Source organism: Enterobacter sp. CC120223-11 (genome assembly GCF_900215375.1).
GTDB lineage: Bacteria > Pseudomonadota > Gammaproteobacteria > Enterobacterales > Enterobacteriaceae > Scandinavium.
The window spans coordinates 43,011-56,938 of the sequence record NZ_OBEF01000010.1; the positions used below are offsets into that span (position 1 = coordinate 43,011).

The 13,928-nt window shown below is 57.2% G+C and carries 15 protein-coding genes; 7 read left to right on the forward strand and 8 right to left on the reverse strand.

Going from position 1 to position 13,928, the window contains the following annotated elements; translation table 11 throughout:
- Positions 1-81: 81 nt before the first annotated feature.
- From ftsX to ftsY, 3 genes are read right to left on the reverse strand one after another with little or no spacing between them, the layout of a single operon-like run.
- A complete protein-coding gene (gene ftsX, locus CRO87_RS13005) occupies positions 82-1,140 on the reverse strand; it encodes a permease-like cell division protein FtsX (protein WP_097163495.1) in 1,059 nt (352 codons plus the stop codon).
- Positions 1,133-1,798 carry a cell division ATP-binding protein FtsE gene (ftsE, locus tag CRO87_RS13010; protein ID WP_097163369.1) on the reverse strand — a complete coding sequence of 222 codons (666 nt, stop codon included), beginning with the start codon at positions 1,796-1,798 and terminating at the stop codon, positions 1,133-1,135. Before ftsE ends, ftsX begins: the two co-directional genes overlap by 8 nt.
- Positions 1,799-1,800: 2 nt before the next feature.
- A complete protein-coding gene (ftsY, locus tag CRO87_RS13015) occupies positions 1,801-3,318 on the reverse strand; it encodes a signal recognition particle-docking protein FtsY (RefSeq protein WP_097163370.1) in 1,518 nt (505 codons plus the stop codon).
- 146 nt (positions 3,319-3,464) lie between these two features.
- On the opposite strand from ftsY, the gene rsmD reads away from it, so the two are divergent.
- Together rsmD and CRO87_RS13025 are read left to right on the forward strand one after the other, a co-directional pair.
- Entirely contained in the window at positions 3,465-4,061 is a 597-nt protein-coding gene (gene rsmD / locus CRO87_RS13020) for a 16S rRNA (guanine(966)-N(2))-methyltransferase (RefSeq protein WP_097163371.1), read from the forward strand.
- On the forward strand, positions 4,051-4,323 hold the full coding sequence (locus tag CRO87_RS13025) for a DUF1145 family protein (RefSeq protein ID WP_097163372.1): 273 nt from the start codon (positions 4,051-4,053) through the stop codon (positions 4,321-4,323). Before rsmD ends, CRO87_RS13025 begins: the two co-directional genes overlap by 11 nt.
- A 108-nt stretch (positions 4,324-4,431) precedes the next feature.
- On the opposite strand, the gene CRO87_RS13030 is transcribed toward CRO87_RS13025, so the two are convergent.
- On the reverse strand, positions 4,432-4,788 hold the full coding sequence (locus CRO87_RS13030; RefSeq protein ID WP_097163373.1) for a DUF2500 domain-containing protein: 357 nt from the start codon (positions 4,786-4,788) through the stop codon (positions 4,432-4,434).
- Positions 4,789-4,910: 122 nt separating this feature from the next.
- On the opposite strand from CRO87_RS13030, the gene CRO87_RS13035 reads away from it, so the two are divergent.
- Both CRO87_RS13035 and zntA read left to right on the forward strand, forming a co-directional pair.
- Complete coding sequence (locus tag CRO87_RS13035) at positions 4,911-5,537, forward strand: lysoplasmalogenase (RefSeq protein WP_097163374.1); 627 nt, start codon at positions 4,911-4,913, stop codon at positions 5,535-5,537.
- Between the two features lie 80 nt (positions 5,538-5,617).
- Positions 5,618-7,816: a Zn(II)/Cd(II)/Pb(II) translocating P-type ATPase ZntA gene (zntA, locus tag CRO87_RS13040; protein WP_097163375.1), complete on the forward strand. Its 2,199-nt coding sequence runs from the start codon at positions 5,618-5,620 to the stop codon at positions 7,814-7,816.
- A 43-nt stretch (positions 7,817-7,859) separates the two neighbouring features.
- On the opposite strand, the gene CRO87_RS13045 is transcribed toward zntA, so the two are convergent.
- From CRO87_RS13045 to tusA, 4 genes are all read right to left on the reverse strand, one after another.
- Positions 7,860-9,143, reverse strand: a complete 1,284-nt coding sequence (locus CRO87_RS13045; RefSeq protein ID WP_097163376.1) for a TRAP transporter large permease — start codon at positions 9,141-9,143, stop codon at positions 7,860-7,862.
- Positions 9,144-9,153: 10 nt separating this feature from the next.
- Entirely contained in the window at positions 9,154-9,663 is a 510-nt protein-coding gene (locus CRO87_RS13050; protein ID WP_097163377.1) for a TRAP transporter small permease, read from the reverse strand.
- A 22-nt stretch (positions 9,664-9,685) separates the two neighbouring features.
- Complete coding sequence (locus CRO87_RS13055; RefSeq protein WP_097163378.1) at positions 9,686-10,669, reverse strand: TRAP transporter substrate-binding protein; 984 nt, start codon at positions 10,667-10,669, stop codon at positions 9,686-9,688.
- Positions 10,670-10,839: 170 nt separating this feature from the next.
- A complete protein-coding gene (gene tusA / locus CRO87_RS13060) occupies positions 10,840-11,085 on the reverse strand; it encodes a sulfurtransferase TusA (RefSeq protein ID WP_097163379.1) in 246 nt (81 codons plus the stop codon).
- A gap of 168 nt (positions 11,086-11,253) precedes the next feature.
- Here tusA and CRO87_RS13065 point away from each other — a divergent pair, with 168 nt between their 5' ends.
- The 3 genes from CRO87_RS13065 (at position 11,254) to CRO87_RS13075 (ending at position 13,722) form a co-directional block, all read left to right on the forward strand.
- Positions 11,254-11,919 carry a 7-cyano-7-deazaguanine/7-aminomethyl-7-deazaguanine transporter gene (locus tag CRO87_RS13065; protein WP_097163380.1) on the forward strand — a complete coding sequence of 222 codons (666 nt, stop codon included), beginning with the start codon at positions 11,254-11,256 and terminating at the stop codon, positions 11,917-11,919.
- A 73-nt stretch (positions 11,920-11,992) separates the two neighbouring features.
- A complete protein-coding gene (locus tag CRO87_RS13070) occupies positions 11,993-12,550 on the forward strand; it encodes a DcrB family lipoprotein (RefSeq protein ID WP_097163381.1) in 558 nt (185 codons plus the stop codon).
- Between the two features lie 122 nt (positions 12,551-12,672).
- A complete protein-coding gene (locus tag CRO87_RS13075) occupies positions 12,673-13,722 on the forward strand; it encodes an AI-2E family transporter (protein ID WP_097163382.1) in 1,050 nt (349 codons plus the stop codon).
- Positions 13,723-13,928: the final 206 nt, after the last annotated feature.

Below are 13,928 nucleotides of genomic sequence, written 5' to 3' on the forward strand. Positions count from 1 at the left end.
GGGCAGGGAAGGCAGAAGGTTTTGAAGCTCTCCCTGCGAACAGGAAATCTTGCAGCAGGGAGAGAGTATATCAGAGTTTTTTTATTCCGGCGTAAAGTGGCGTAAATGTTGAACCGTGGCAAGCCAGGCGGCCACCCAGCCAATCATCGAGCAGACAATCAGCATCAGCAAGCACTCATCAAAGCCTAATCCGCTGAGTTCAAACTGGGTCCCGAACACTTTGGCCACTTCCGTGACCGCCGACGACAGGCGCAGCACCAGAATTTCGGAAAGAATCAGCGATAAAAACGCGCCCGAAAAACCGAGCAGTGCGCCGCCGTAAAGGAACGGACGCAGAATGAAGCCGTCCGTTGCGCCAATGAGCTTTTGCACGTTAATGGTATCGCGACGGGCAAAGATGCTCAGGCGCACGCTGTTGCCGATGACGAGGAATACCGCCGCCACCATCAGCACGCCAATCATCGCCGCTACGCGGCCAACCAGCCCAGTGATGGAAGAGAGACGGGCAAACCAGCTGTCGTCCATGCGCACTTCGTCAACGCCCTGGATGCGTGACACGCGGTCGCGCAGCGTGTTCAGAGAATCTGTGCCCTGGAAATCAAGTTTCGGGATGACGATAGCCACCGCTGGCAGAGGGTTCTCTTCCAGCATATCCAGCGCGCCGCCGAAGCCCGACCAGTTGCGGAACTCGCCCAGCGCTTCATCGCGGGAGAGGTAATTCACCTTATCCACGCCCTGTTCCGCCTGAAGTTGCCCGACGACTTTCGCCGCCGCGTCATCATCCAGCGTTTTTTCCAGATAGACCGTAATTTGCGGCGACGGGTAATACTGCGAAGCCGCCGTGTTGACGTTCTTGTAAACCATATAGCAGACGCTCGGCAGCGTCAGGGAGATGGCAATCACCATCACGGTCAGGAAGGTCGCTATCGGTTTGCTTTTCAGATCCTGCAACGCGCCGTGGAACGCATAGCGCACCTGCTCGTTAAAAACGTTGGTTTTGCGGGAGTTTGGTTTAGGCGCGGCCTTCTGGCGCTTCGGCGCATTGCCGCCACTGTTTCCGCCGCCGCTCGCCGTGTTACGCAGCCGGTCAAAGCGGTTGCCGAACTGGCGAATGTGGTTCATCGCTTCGCGTTTATTCACCATAGCCTCCATGCAAATGACCGTCGCTCAGCGTCAGCATCCGGTATGAACGGCTGGAAATCAGTCCCAGATCGTGAGTCGCCATCAGTACGGTGACGCCAACGCGGTTAAACTCTTCAAACAAGCGCAGAATGCCTTCCGACAGCGCTTCGTCGAGGTTACCGGTCGGTTCATCCGCCAGCAGCACGGCGGGTTTGTTGACCACCGCACGGGCGATGCCCACGCGCTGCTGTTCCCCCCCGGAAAGCTGAATCGGCAGATTTTTCGCTTTGTCGAGCAGCCCGACCTTATCCAGCGCCGCCGAAACGCGGCGACGAATGTCATCGTAGCTCGCGCCCGCAATGATAAGCGGGATAGCCACGTTATCGAACACGGTTCGGTCCATCAGCAGATGGTGATCCTGGAAAATCATGCCTATCTGACGACGCAGGAATGGCACTTCACGGTTTTTCAGGCGGCTGATGTCGTGGCCGCTGAACCAGATTTTCCCGGTGCTCGGGCGTTCGATGCCGCAAATGAGCTTGAGCAGGGTACTTTTCCCCGCGCCGGAGTGGCCGGTCAGAAAGGCCATCTCGCCCGGCTGCAGCTGGAAGTTAATCCCCTGCAGCGCTTGTCTCCCACCGAGATAGGCTTTGCTGACTTGTTCAAAGCGAATCATTGTTAATCCTCTCGGGCAAATAGTGCCTCAATAAAGTCGTCCGATTTAAACGGACGCAAATCTTCGATACGTTCGCCGACGCCAATGTAGCGGATCGGAATGCCGAACTGATCGGCCACCGAGAAGATAACGCCACCCTTGGCGGTCCCGTCCAGTTTAGTCAATGTAATGCCCGTCAGCCCGACGGCTTCGTGGAACAGTTTCGCCTGGCTGATGGCGTTCTGCCCGGTGCTAGCGTCAATCGTCAGCATAATTTCATGCGGCGCAGATTCGTCGAGCTTTTTCATCACGCGGACAATTTTCTTCAGCTCTTCCATCAGGTGCGATTTGTTCTGCAAGCGCCCTGCGGTATCGGCAATCAGCACGTCGACGTTACGCGCCTTAGCGGCCTGAATAGCATCGAAAATGACCGAGGCGGAATCCGCGCCCGTGTGCTGCGCAATCACCGGAATGTCGTTGCGCTGGCCCCACACCTGAAGCTGTTCCACCGCTGCGGCACGGAACGTATCGCCCGCGGCGAGCATCACAGATTTGCCCTGCTGCTCAAACTGACGCGCCAGCTTGCCGATGGTGGTGGTTTTACCCACGCCGTTGACGCCGACCATCAGGATAACGAACGGCGTTTTCCCTTCAATATTAAGCGGTTCGTCAACTTTCGCGAGGATATCGCCCATTTCATCTTTCAGCAGGCCGTACAGTGCTTCGGCATCGCGCAGCTGTTTGCGGCTCGCGCCTTCGGTCAGGCTGGCGATAATTTTACGGGTGGTTTCCACGCCGACGTCGGCAATCAGCAGCTGCTCTTCCAGCTCTTCAAACAGATCATCGTCAATTTTTTTGCCGCGGAAAAGACTGATAAATCCGGAACCCAGATTCTCTTTGGTTTTCAGCAGGCTGCGTTTGAGGCGGGCGAAGAAGCCCTCTTTGGTCGGCTTTTCCTGCTCCTGAACGACGACTTCTTCAGCAGGTTCTTCAGCCACTTCTTCCGCTTCGTCGACGGAGGCAAGCGCCTGAGCCTCAAGCTCTTCGTCAGTCAGTTCGTCTTCAGCGATCTCTTCCTGAGCCGCTTCGATATGGGCAACTGCCACTTCTTCTTCGATGACCGCCGCAGGTTCTTCTTCGACAATCTCTTCCGCCAGCGGCAGCGTTTCGTGTTCGATTTCTGCAACAGGTTCCGCTTCCGGCTGAGCTTCTTCCACAACTTCCGGCACGGCTTCGGCTTGCGGAGCCGCTTCTTCGATAACCTCAATAACAGGCTCTACGGGCTGCGGTTTTTCGCTTTCTGCGACCTCTTCGGTGACCTCAACCACGTCATCGGCGAAGGCTTCGACCTCTTCGTGACTGTGTGCGGTGGCTTCCGCTTCCGGCTCAGCGATGTGCTCAACGACTTCTTCGGCAACCGGCGCTACCGCCGTCTGCTCTGCGTCTGCGGCCTGCTGTTCAACGTCCTGCTGCGGCTGCTCCTGCTCTTTCTGACCGAAGCCAAGCCATGAGAAAAAGCCTTTCTTTTTGTTCTTTGCCATCTGCGACCACACTCTTCGCTGTTGATTCCCGGCACCGCGTCACCGCTATGTACATGGAAGCTAAAAAAATGATGAAATAGTCTATCACTTAACTTAACGCGCATCACCGCCTGGAAGCGTAATCCGGCATAGAGCAGAGCAAAGAGATGAAAAAACCAAACCACGCCGGCAGCGGTCAAATTCGCATTATAGGCGGGCAATGGCGGGGTCGTAAGCTCCCGGTGCCCGACAGCCCGGGCCTGCGCCCGACCACCGACAGGGTCCGCGAGACGCTGTTTAACTGGCTTGCGCCACACATGGTTGATGCCCGCTGCCTCGACTGTTTCGCCGGAAGCGGCGCGCTGGGGCTCGAAGCGCTGTCACGCTATGCGGGCAGTGCAACGCTGCTGGAAATGGAGCGCCACGTCGCGCAACAGTTACAAAAAAATCTGGCAACGCTGAATGCCCGCAATGCGCAGGTGGTGAACACCAACAGCCTGACGTTCCTCGCAGGCGCAGGCACGCCGCACGACGTCGTGTTTATCGACCCGCCGTTCCGTAAAGGCCTGCTGGAAGAAACGCTCGCGCTGCTGGAGAACAACGGCTGGCTGGCAGACGACGCGCTGATTTACGTTGAAAGCGAAGTGGAAAACGGCCTGCCGCCGGTGCCCGCGCACTGGGATTTACATCGCGAAAAGGTGGCCGGACAGGTCGCCTACCGCCTCTATCACCGTGAAGCACAAGGAAACAACGATGCTGCTTAATATTGGCCGCCTGCTGATGCTCTGCGTCTGGGCTTTTCTGGTTCTGAACGTCGTCCATCCGTTCAAATTTCCGGTGAATATCTTCGTTAACGTGGCGCTGATCTTTATGATCCTGATGCACGGCCTGCAGATGACGCTGCTGAAAGCCACCTTGCCGAAAGATGGCCCACAGATGACGCGTGGTGAACAGGTGCGCGTGTTCCTGTTCGGCGTGTTTGAACTGATTGCCTGGCAGAAGAAAATGACGCCGAAAAAGAAGTAATGTGTGGTGCCGGAAATCTGATTGCCGGGTGGCGCTAGCGCTTACCCGGCCTACCCATTCGGGCCATACACCTGTAGGCCGGGCTAGCGAGCGCGACGCCCGGCAATATTATTCCGCTTTAAACTCCACGAACCGCGTTCCCTTATAGCTCAGCGTGCCTTTGTCGCCCACGCTCAGCTGATGATACTGTTTCTCATCCACGCGCCAGGTCTCCTCCAGCCCGCCGGTCTGCGGTTTAACGCTCACTTCGAAGCGCACTTCGCTGCCTGCCGGTGCGGTCTGGCGCTGTGGTGAAGGGCGGAAACCGGGCACGTATTCGCGCTTGTTGCTCACCACCACCTGCTTTTGCTGCAAGGGCGCGGCTTCGTTATCCATTTTTTCGCGACGCTGCTGCACAAAGCGAAACGAGGCTGCAATGATGATAATCGCCACCACCACCACGAAAAATAACGGCATTTTGCTCACGGGTTTCTCCCCTCAGAATTGACGGAAAACAGGATACCCCGCACGCCCCGCCATTGCCATCTGCCCACCCGCGCCACTACACTGAATCAGAGAGTGCTTATCAGACAATACAAGGATTTACTATGCTTTGGTCGTTCATTGCAGTCTGTCTGTCCGGCTGGTTGTACGTGGATGCGTCCTACCGCGGCCCGGTCTGGCAACGCTGGGTGTTCAAACCCGTCACGCTGATCCTGCTGCTGCTCCTTGCCTGGCAGGCACCGATGTTTAACGCCATCAGCTATCTGGTGCTGGCGGGCCTGTGTGCCTCCCTGATTGGCGATGCGCTGACGCTGCTGTCGCGCGAACGCATGCTGTACGCTATTGGCGCTTTTTTTCTGTCTCATCTGCTGTACACGATCTGGTTCGCCAGCCAGATGACGCTGTCGTTCTTCTGGCCGCTGCCGCTGGTGCTGCTGGTGATTGGCGCGCTGCTGATAGCGGTGATCTGGTCGCGCCTCGAAGAGCTTCGCCTACCGGTCTGCACGTTTATCGCGATGACGCTGGTGATGGTGTGGCTGGCGGGTGAGCTGTGGTTCTTCCGCCCGGTGGACACCGCGCTGTCGGGTTTCCTCGGCGCGACGCTGCTGCTGATCGGGAATATCGTCTGGCTGGGCAGCCACTATCGCCGCCGCTTCCGTGCCGACAATGCCATCGCTTCGGCCTGCTACTTCGCCGGACACTTTTTAATCGTTCGCGCGCTCTATCTTTAAAAAAGAGTCTTGACTCTGGAGTCGACTCCAAAGTGTATGCTCTACGTTAGTGAGAAAATTATCATTAACAGGAGAGTGCCATGTCGACTCCGGATACCGACGGCAAAAAAGCCCCACGCTTCACTTCGTTCCAGCTGACGCCTCCCGGCAGCGAGGCGACTCCCTGCGGCTGCGGCGACGCATGCGCTTCCCCTGAGCAGCCCACCGAATTGCTCAGCGCCAACCGTTTCAGCTGGAAAGTCAGCGGCATGGACTGCGCCGCCTGCGCGCGCAAAGTCGAAAACGCCGTGCGGCAGGTTGCAGGCGTGAAGCAGGTTCAGGTGCTGTTCGCCACCGAAAAACTGCTGGTGGATGCGGACAGCGATATCCGCGCTGAGGTGGAATCTGCCGTCACGAAAACAGGCTATGCGCTTCGCAGCGAAGATGCGCCCGAAGCGGAAGCCCCTTCCCGCCTGCGTGAAAATCTGCCGCTGATTCTGCTGATTGTGCTAATGGCCGTGAGTTGGGGGCTGGAACGCATAAACCATCCGCTCGGCAACCTCGCTTTTATTGCCACAACCCTGGTCGGCCTGTTCCCGATTGCCCGTCAGGCGCTGAGGCTTATCAAGAGCGGCAGCTGGTTTGCCATCGAAACGCTGATGAGCGTGGCGGCCATCGGCGCGCTGTTTATTGGTGCAACCGCAGAAGCGGCGATGGTCCTGCTGCTGTTTATCATCGGGGAACGCCTTGAAGGCTGGGCCGCCAGCCGCGCCCGCAAAGGCGTCAGCGCGCTGATGGCGTTAAAACCGGACACGGCTACACGTCTTCGTGACGGTCAGCGTGAAACCGTCGCCCAGCGCGATTTACGCCCTGGCGATATCATTGAAGTTGCTGCCGGAGGCCGCCTGCCCGCAGACTGCCAGCTGATCTCCTCCTTCGCGAGCTTTGATGAAAGCGCGCTCACCGGGGAATCCGTTCCGGTAGAGCGGGCCGAAGGCGAAGCCGTTCCGGCTGGCGCGACCAGCGTAGATCGCCTTGTTCAGCTGCGCGTGGTGTCAGAACCGGGCGCCAGCGCCATCGACCGCATCCTGCGCCTGATTGAAGAGGCCGAAGAGCGTCGCGCGCCTATCGAGCGCTTTATTGACCGTTTCAGCCGGATTTACACGCCCGCCATCATGCTGGTCGCGCTACTGGTGGCCGTTGTGCCGCCGCTGCTGATGGGCGCGGAATGGCAGCCGTGGATCTACAAAGGCCTGACTTTGCTGCTGATTGGCTGCCCTTGCGCACTGGTGATTTCAACGCCTGCGGCAATCACTTCAGGCCTGGCGGCAGCAGCCCGTCGCGGCGCGCTCATCAAAGGCGGCGCGGCTCTGGAGCAGCTCGGCAGCATCCACCATATCGCTTTTGATAAAACCGGCACGCTGACCGTCGGGAAACCTCGCGTCACCGCCATCCAGCCCCTGAATGGCGAAACGGAGAACTCCCTGTTGGCGCTTGCCGCGGCCGTGGAGCAGGGCTCAAGCCATCCGCTGGCGACGGCCATTGTGACGGAAGCGCAGAGCCGCAATCTGCCTTTGCCACAGGCGACCTCTCAGCGGGCGCTGGCCGGTTCAGGTATCGAAGCGCAGGTGGACGGCCAGCGCGTGCTGATTTGCGCCGCCGGGAAGTTCGAGGCCGCAGGATTTGCGCAGCACATTGAGCAACTGGAAAGCGCCGGTCAAACCGTGGTGTTAGTCGTTCGCAACGAGGAGCTGTTGGGCATTCTCGCCCTGCGCGACACGCTGCGGGAAGACGCGCGCGAAGCCATTGATGCCCTGCATCAATTGGGCGTGCAGGGCGTGATCCTGACGGGCGATAACCCAAGAGCTGCCGCCGCGATTGCGGGCGAATTGGGACTGGAGTACCGCGCCGGGCTGCTGCCGGAAGATAAAGTCACGGCGGTTAGCGCGCTGAATGCGCAGGCCCCGCTGGCAATGGTCGGCGACGGCATCAACGACGCACCGGCGATGAAAGCCTCAACCATTGGTATCGCAATGGGCAGCGGCACAGACGTGGCGCTGGAAACGGCCGACGCGGCATTGACGGGCAACCGCCTGACCGGGCTGGCGCAGATGATTAGCCTCGCCCGCGCCACCCGCGCCAACATTCGGCAGAACATTACGCTGGCGCTGGGCCTGAAGGGGATTTTCCTGGTGACCACGCTGCTCGGCATCACCGGCCTGTGGCTGGCGGTGCTGGCGGATACGGGAGCGACGGTGCTGGTCACGGCGAATGCTTTGCGGTTACTGAATAAGAAATAAAGACGCTGCCCGGTGGCACCGTGCTCACCGGGCAATTAACGGGCTACATCCCTAATGCATGCGGCAACCAAAGCGAAATCGCCGGAATGTAGGTCACCATCGCCAGCACGATCAGCAGAATGCCGTAGAACGGCAGCATGGCTTTCACCACCGTTTCTATTTTCTGCTTGCTCACTGCGCTGGCGACAAACAGCACCGATCCTACCGGCGGGGTGATCAGACCGATCCCGAGGTTGACCATCATGATCATCCCGAAATGCACCGGATCGATTCCCAGCGCATTGGTCACCGGCAGCAGCACCGGCGTCAGAATCAGGATGATCGGTGCCATGTCCATCAGCGTACCTATCAGCAGCAGCATGATGTTCAGGTACATCAGAATGACGTACTTGTTGCTGGACAGCGAGGTGAAGAATTCAGTGATACGCATCGGCAGCTGCATGTAGGTCATCACCGCGCCAAACGCTGCCGCAAAGCCAATCAGGATCATGACAATGCTGACCGTTTTCACCGTGCGATACATCAACTTAGGCAACTCATTCCACTGGTAGTCACGATAGATAAACATGGTGACGAAAAACGCCCAGAGACAGGCTACCGCTGCTGATTCCGTTGCGGTAAAAATGCCCGACAAAATGCCGCCGAGGATGATAACCACCGTCATCAGCCCCCATAACGCATCGACAAATATCTTCACCGCCTGGCGAAAGGGGATGACCTCTCCTTTCGGATAGCCGCGCTTACGGGCAAAGCAGAGGCACATTACCATCAGGCTGACGCCCAATAGCAGCCCCGGCAGCACGCCGGCAATAAACAGCGTGGCGATGGAAACCGTGCCGCCCGCCGCCAGGGAGTAAATCACCGAGTTGTGGCTCGGCGGGATCAGGATGGCCTGCACCGAACCGCTGGCGGTTACCGCAGCCGCGTATTCGCGCGGATAACCCTTTTTCTCCATCTCGGGGATCATCACGCTGCCAATTGATGCCGTGTCCGCCACCGACGAGCCTGAAATGGCCCCAAAAAATGTGGAGGCCACGATGTTCACCAGCGACAGCCCACCGCGAATAAAGCCAACGAACAAATAGGCAAAATTGACCAGACGGCGGGCGATGCCGCCTTCCGCCATGATGGCCCCGGCGAGAATAAAGAACGGGATCGCCAGCAGGGTAAATTTATTCACGCCGCTGGTTATCTGGATCATCAGCGCCTCCAGCGGCAAATCGATCCACAGTGCGCCCGCCACGGCGCTCAGCCCCACGGCAAAAGCCACCGGCATGCCGATTGCCAGCAGAATGGCGAGGGTGAAAAGCAGAATAAACGCGTCCATTAAACACCCCTTAACCGTGGTTACCGATAAGCACCACCGGACGGTTCTCCTGGGAACCGAACAGCAGACGCTCGATGACGAACAAAATCAGCACCGCCGAGCCGATCGGCAGCGGCAGATACGTTTCCCCGGAAGTCAGCAGCGGAAACTCCGCCACCGGCTGATCCCACAGGTCGAGACACAGCCCGTAGCTGTACCAGAGCATCAGCCCGGTAATCAGCAGCATCATCAGGTCGACAAGCCTGGTCGCCGCGCGTTGCAGCCCGGCGGGCAGACGGTCCGTCAGCATATTGACCGCAATGTGCGACCCGGCGCGGTACCCCACCGCCGCGCCGATAAAGGTAAACGTCACCATGCAAAGAATGGCCACCGGCTCGGGCCAGGACTCGCCCCGGTTGAGCACGTAGCGGGAGAAAATCCCGATCGGGATAACGATGGTCATTATCAGCAGCGACACGCCAGCGACCCACATCGCCAGCATGTACAGCTTGTCCATCAATTTTGGAAAGGACTCAGACATAGCGCCTCCGTCACCGCAACGCTTACTGCACGTCGGCAATGGCTTTCATCAGGTCCTGATGCTTATCGCCATAGGCTTTACGCACCGGCTCCGTCGCCTGGACGAAGTACGCTTTGTCGATTTCATGGAACTGCACGCCGCCGGCCTTCATTTTCGCCAGCGCCTGCTGGTTGTAGGCATTCCACAGCTGACGCTGCTCCATCTGCGCCTCGCGAGCCAGGGTCAGGATTTTTTGCTGCTGGTCAGCGCTGAGCTTGTCCCATTTCACTTTGGAGTAGAGCAGCATTTCCGGAGTAATGAAGTGGCCGCTGAGGGTGTAGTTTTTCGCCACCGGCATGTAGTTGTGGGCGATGAAGGTTGGTGGGTTGTTCTCTGCCCCGTCAATCACGCCGGTTTGCATCCCGCTATAAACTTCACTCACGCCCATTGCGACGGCGTTTGCGCCCATGTCTTTCAGGGTATCAATGGCAACCGGGCTGCCCTGTACGCGGATTTTCATCCCTTTCAGATCGTCAGGTTTAACCACCGGTTTTTTGGTGATGAGGTTACGCGTGCCTGAATCCATCCAGCCAAGGAACACCAGCTTCGATTTCGGGTTGTTGGTGAGTTTGTCGCCAAGCTGCTTGCCGATATCACCGTCGATAACCTTGTGCATATGATCTTCATCGCGGAAGACGTAGGGCAGAGTAAAGGCTTCAACATCGGGCAGAATAGCCGCCACAGGCGCCATTGAGACGCGGATCATATCGATCGCCCCCATCTGCGCCTGTTCAATCATCTGTTTTTCATCGCCCAGCACGCCGCCCGGGAAGACTTTAATCTCCAGCTCGCCGTTGCTCTGCTGCTTAAGCTTTTCCCCCATATGCTGCACCGCAACAACGTTCGGATAGCCCTCAGGATGGACGTCGGCGGCACGAATGGTCTGCGCCAGAAGTGAAGGGGCAAAAGAGAGGGTGGCAGCGGACAGGCAAAGGGCGGCCACAAATGGCCTTACAGTCATTTTCATCGGTCGTCTCCAGGGTATTTAATAAAACGTTGTTTTAGTTTTGCGTTTAAAAACTAGCCTGTTGCCGGGAGAGTGACGGTGAGGCGCCTCACAAAAGCTACAATTGTGAAACGGTGGTTTAAGGTTTTGATAACAATATTTCAGGGCAGATCACAGTTTCTGCCCAGGGATCAATGGCCTTTGCGGATCAGATACTGATAGGGCAGGCTTTCCGTCTGCTGAGCAATCAGTTCATGTTCCATAAAGCGGCAGAAGCCGGGGATGTCGCGGGTGGTGGCCGGATCGTCGGCGATAATCAGCAGTGTTTCGCCCACGGGCATCGTGCGTACGGTTTTACGCACCATCATTACCGGTTCCGGGCAGCGCAGGCCCTGTGCGTCGAGGGTGTGGTCGGCGGCAGAAAAAAGATCGCTCATGGTTCACTCAGTCAGTCAAAAAACCGCATTAGTTTACGCGCACTTTTTTGTGACGCAAGGCAGGTTAACGATTGCGCGAAAATTAGCCGTTGCAAAGCGCACAGAACGCAGTATCATGCGGCGGTTTTTCTTGGGTTCCCTCACCCCAACCACTAAAAAGGTCACAATATGACGTCGTTTTCTCAAGCCCAGCGCGTAAAAGCGTTGTTCTGGCTTTCATTGTTTCATCTGCTGGTGATCACATCCAGTAACTACCTGGTGCAGCTACCGGTCTCCATTTTTGGTTTTCACACCACCTGGGGCGCATTCAGCTTTCCCTTTATTTTCCTCGCCACCGACCTGACCGTGCGTATTTTCGGTGCGCCGCTTGCCCGTAAGATTATTTTTGCGGTAATGGTGCCTGCGCTGCTGATTTCTTATGGCGTTTCGTCGCTGTTCTACATGGGCGAGTGGCAGGGCTTTGCCGCACTTGGCAGCTTCAACCTGTTCGTGGCGCGCATCGCGGCGGCAAGCTTTATGGCTTATGCGTTAGGGCAAATTCTTGACGTTGGCGTCTTTAACCGCCTGCGCCAGAGTCGCTACTGGTGGCTTGCGCCAACGGCCTCAACGCTGTTCGGTAACATCAGCGATACCGTCGCCTTCTTCTTTATCGCTTTCTGGCGCAGTACTGATCCGTTTATGGCCAGCCACTGGCAGGAAATCGCGCTGGTCGACTACAGCTTTAAGGTGCTTATCAGCATCGTGTTCTTCCTGCCGATGTACGGCGTGCTGCTCAATATGCTATTGAAAAAACTCGCAGATAAGTCTGAAATTCCGGCATTTCAGCGCGGGTAATCGTGCAATTCACGGGTTGTGATAAGATACGCGGATGTGCCATTAATGGCCGTATATCAAAAGGAAGATGTCAATGCGCAAATTGGTTAAATACGCCGGTATTGGCCTGCTGGTGATGGGTCTTGCGGCCTGTGATAACAGCGACAGCAAAGCCCCGGCCCAGGGTGCATCCGCCGAAAGCAGCGCGGCTGCCCAGTCCATTAAGTTAATGGACGGCAAACTCAATTTCTCTCTGCCGGGCGACATGACCGACCAGAGCGGCAAGCTGGGTACGCAGGCGAATAACATGCACGTGTACTCTGACGCCACCGGCCAGAAAGCGGTGATCGTGATTGTCGGCGACAACACCAGCGAAGACCTGGGCGTGCTGGCTTCCCGCCTGGAAGAGCAGCAGCGCGGCCGCGACCCGCAGCTGCAGGTCGTGACCAACAAATCCATTGAGCTGAAAGGCCACACCCTGCAGCAGCTCGACAGCATCATCTCCGCGAAAGGCCAGACCGCCTACTCCTCCGTGGTGCTGGGCAAAGTTGACGACAAACTGCTGACCCTGCAAATCACGCTGCCTGCTGACAACCAGCAAAAAGCGCAGACTCAGGCTGAAGACATCATCAACACCATCGTCATCAACTGATCCAGCCTGCTGACGAACAAGCCCTGGTTTTGCGACCGGGGCTTTTTTTTGCCCCGCTTTCAGACAATTAACCCGCCACAACGCACTACACTTAATGCCGATAGCCCATTAAGGAAAATGCCATGACCACACCCACCGCGGACAAAGCGGGTTTACATATTCTGCTAAAACTAGCGTCCCTGGTTATCATCCTTGCCGGGATCCATGCCGCCGCCGATATTATCGTTCAGCTTTTGCTGGCGCTGTTTTTTGCCATCGTCCTCAATCCGCTGGTGACCTGGTTTATTCGCCGCGGCGTGTCGCGCCCGATAGCCATTATTATCGTGGTGTTTGTGATGCTTTGCGTGCTCATGGCGTTGTTCGGCCTGCTGGCGGCGTCGGGCAATGAATTTGTCGCCATGCTGCCAAAATACAATAAAGAGCTGACGCACAAGCTGCTGGCGTTGCAGGACTCGCTGCCGTTTTTACATATGCACATGTCACCGGAGCGTATGCTGCAACGCATTGACTCCGACAAAATGATGACCTTCGCCACCACCATGATGGCGGGGCTCTCCGGGGCGATGGCCAGCATCGTGCTGCTGGTGATGACCGTGGTGTTTATGCTGTTCGAAGTGCGCCACGTGCCGTACAAAATGCGTTTTGCGTTGGTCAACCCGCAGATCCACATCGCCGGGCTGCACCGTGCGCTGAAGGGCGTGTCGCACTATCTGGCGTTGAAAACATTTATCAGCCTGCTGACCGGTATTATCGTCTGGATCGGCCTGTTGTTAATGGGCGTACAGTTCGCGCTGATGTGGGGCGTGCTGGCGTTTCTGCTCAACTACGTGCCGAACATTGGCTCGGTGATCTCCGCCATTCCGCCAATGATTCAGGCGCTGCTCTTTAACGGCTGGTACGAATGTGTGCTGGTGGGGGCTCTGTTCCTCGCGGTGCACATGGTGCTCGGTAATATCCTCGAACCGCGGATGATGGGCCATCGCCTCGGCATGTCGACGCTGGTGGTGTTTCTGTCGTTGCTGATCTGGGGCTGGCTGCTCGGGCCGGTGGGTATGCTGCTGTCGGTGCCGCTCACCAGCGTGTGTAAAATCTGGATGGAAACGACCCAGGGCGGCAGCAAGCTGGCAATCCTGCTGGGGCCCGGACGACCGAAAAGCCGACTGCCCGGTTAGTGACCCGCCAGCCTATAAAACTACCCAATCGGGTAGTTTTATTTTTTAATCTGCCACAAATTAATATCAGCCTAACTAAAATTCCGGCCCAATAATTCAGCGCATACGTAATATTAATGGCAAGAAATATTATCATCATATTAACACCCATTTTGGTTGCAGCACGGCAGGTACTCCCTTATCATTTTACAACTCATCACTATTAA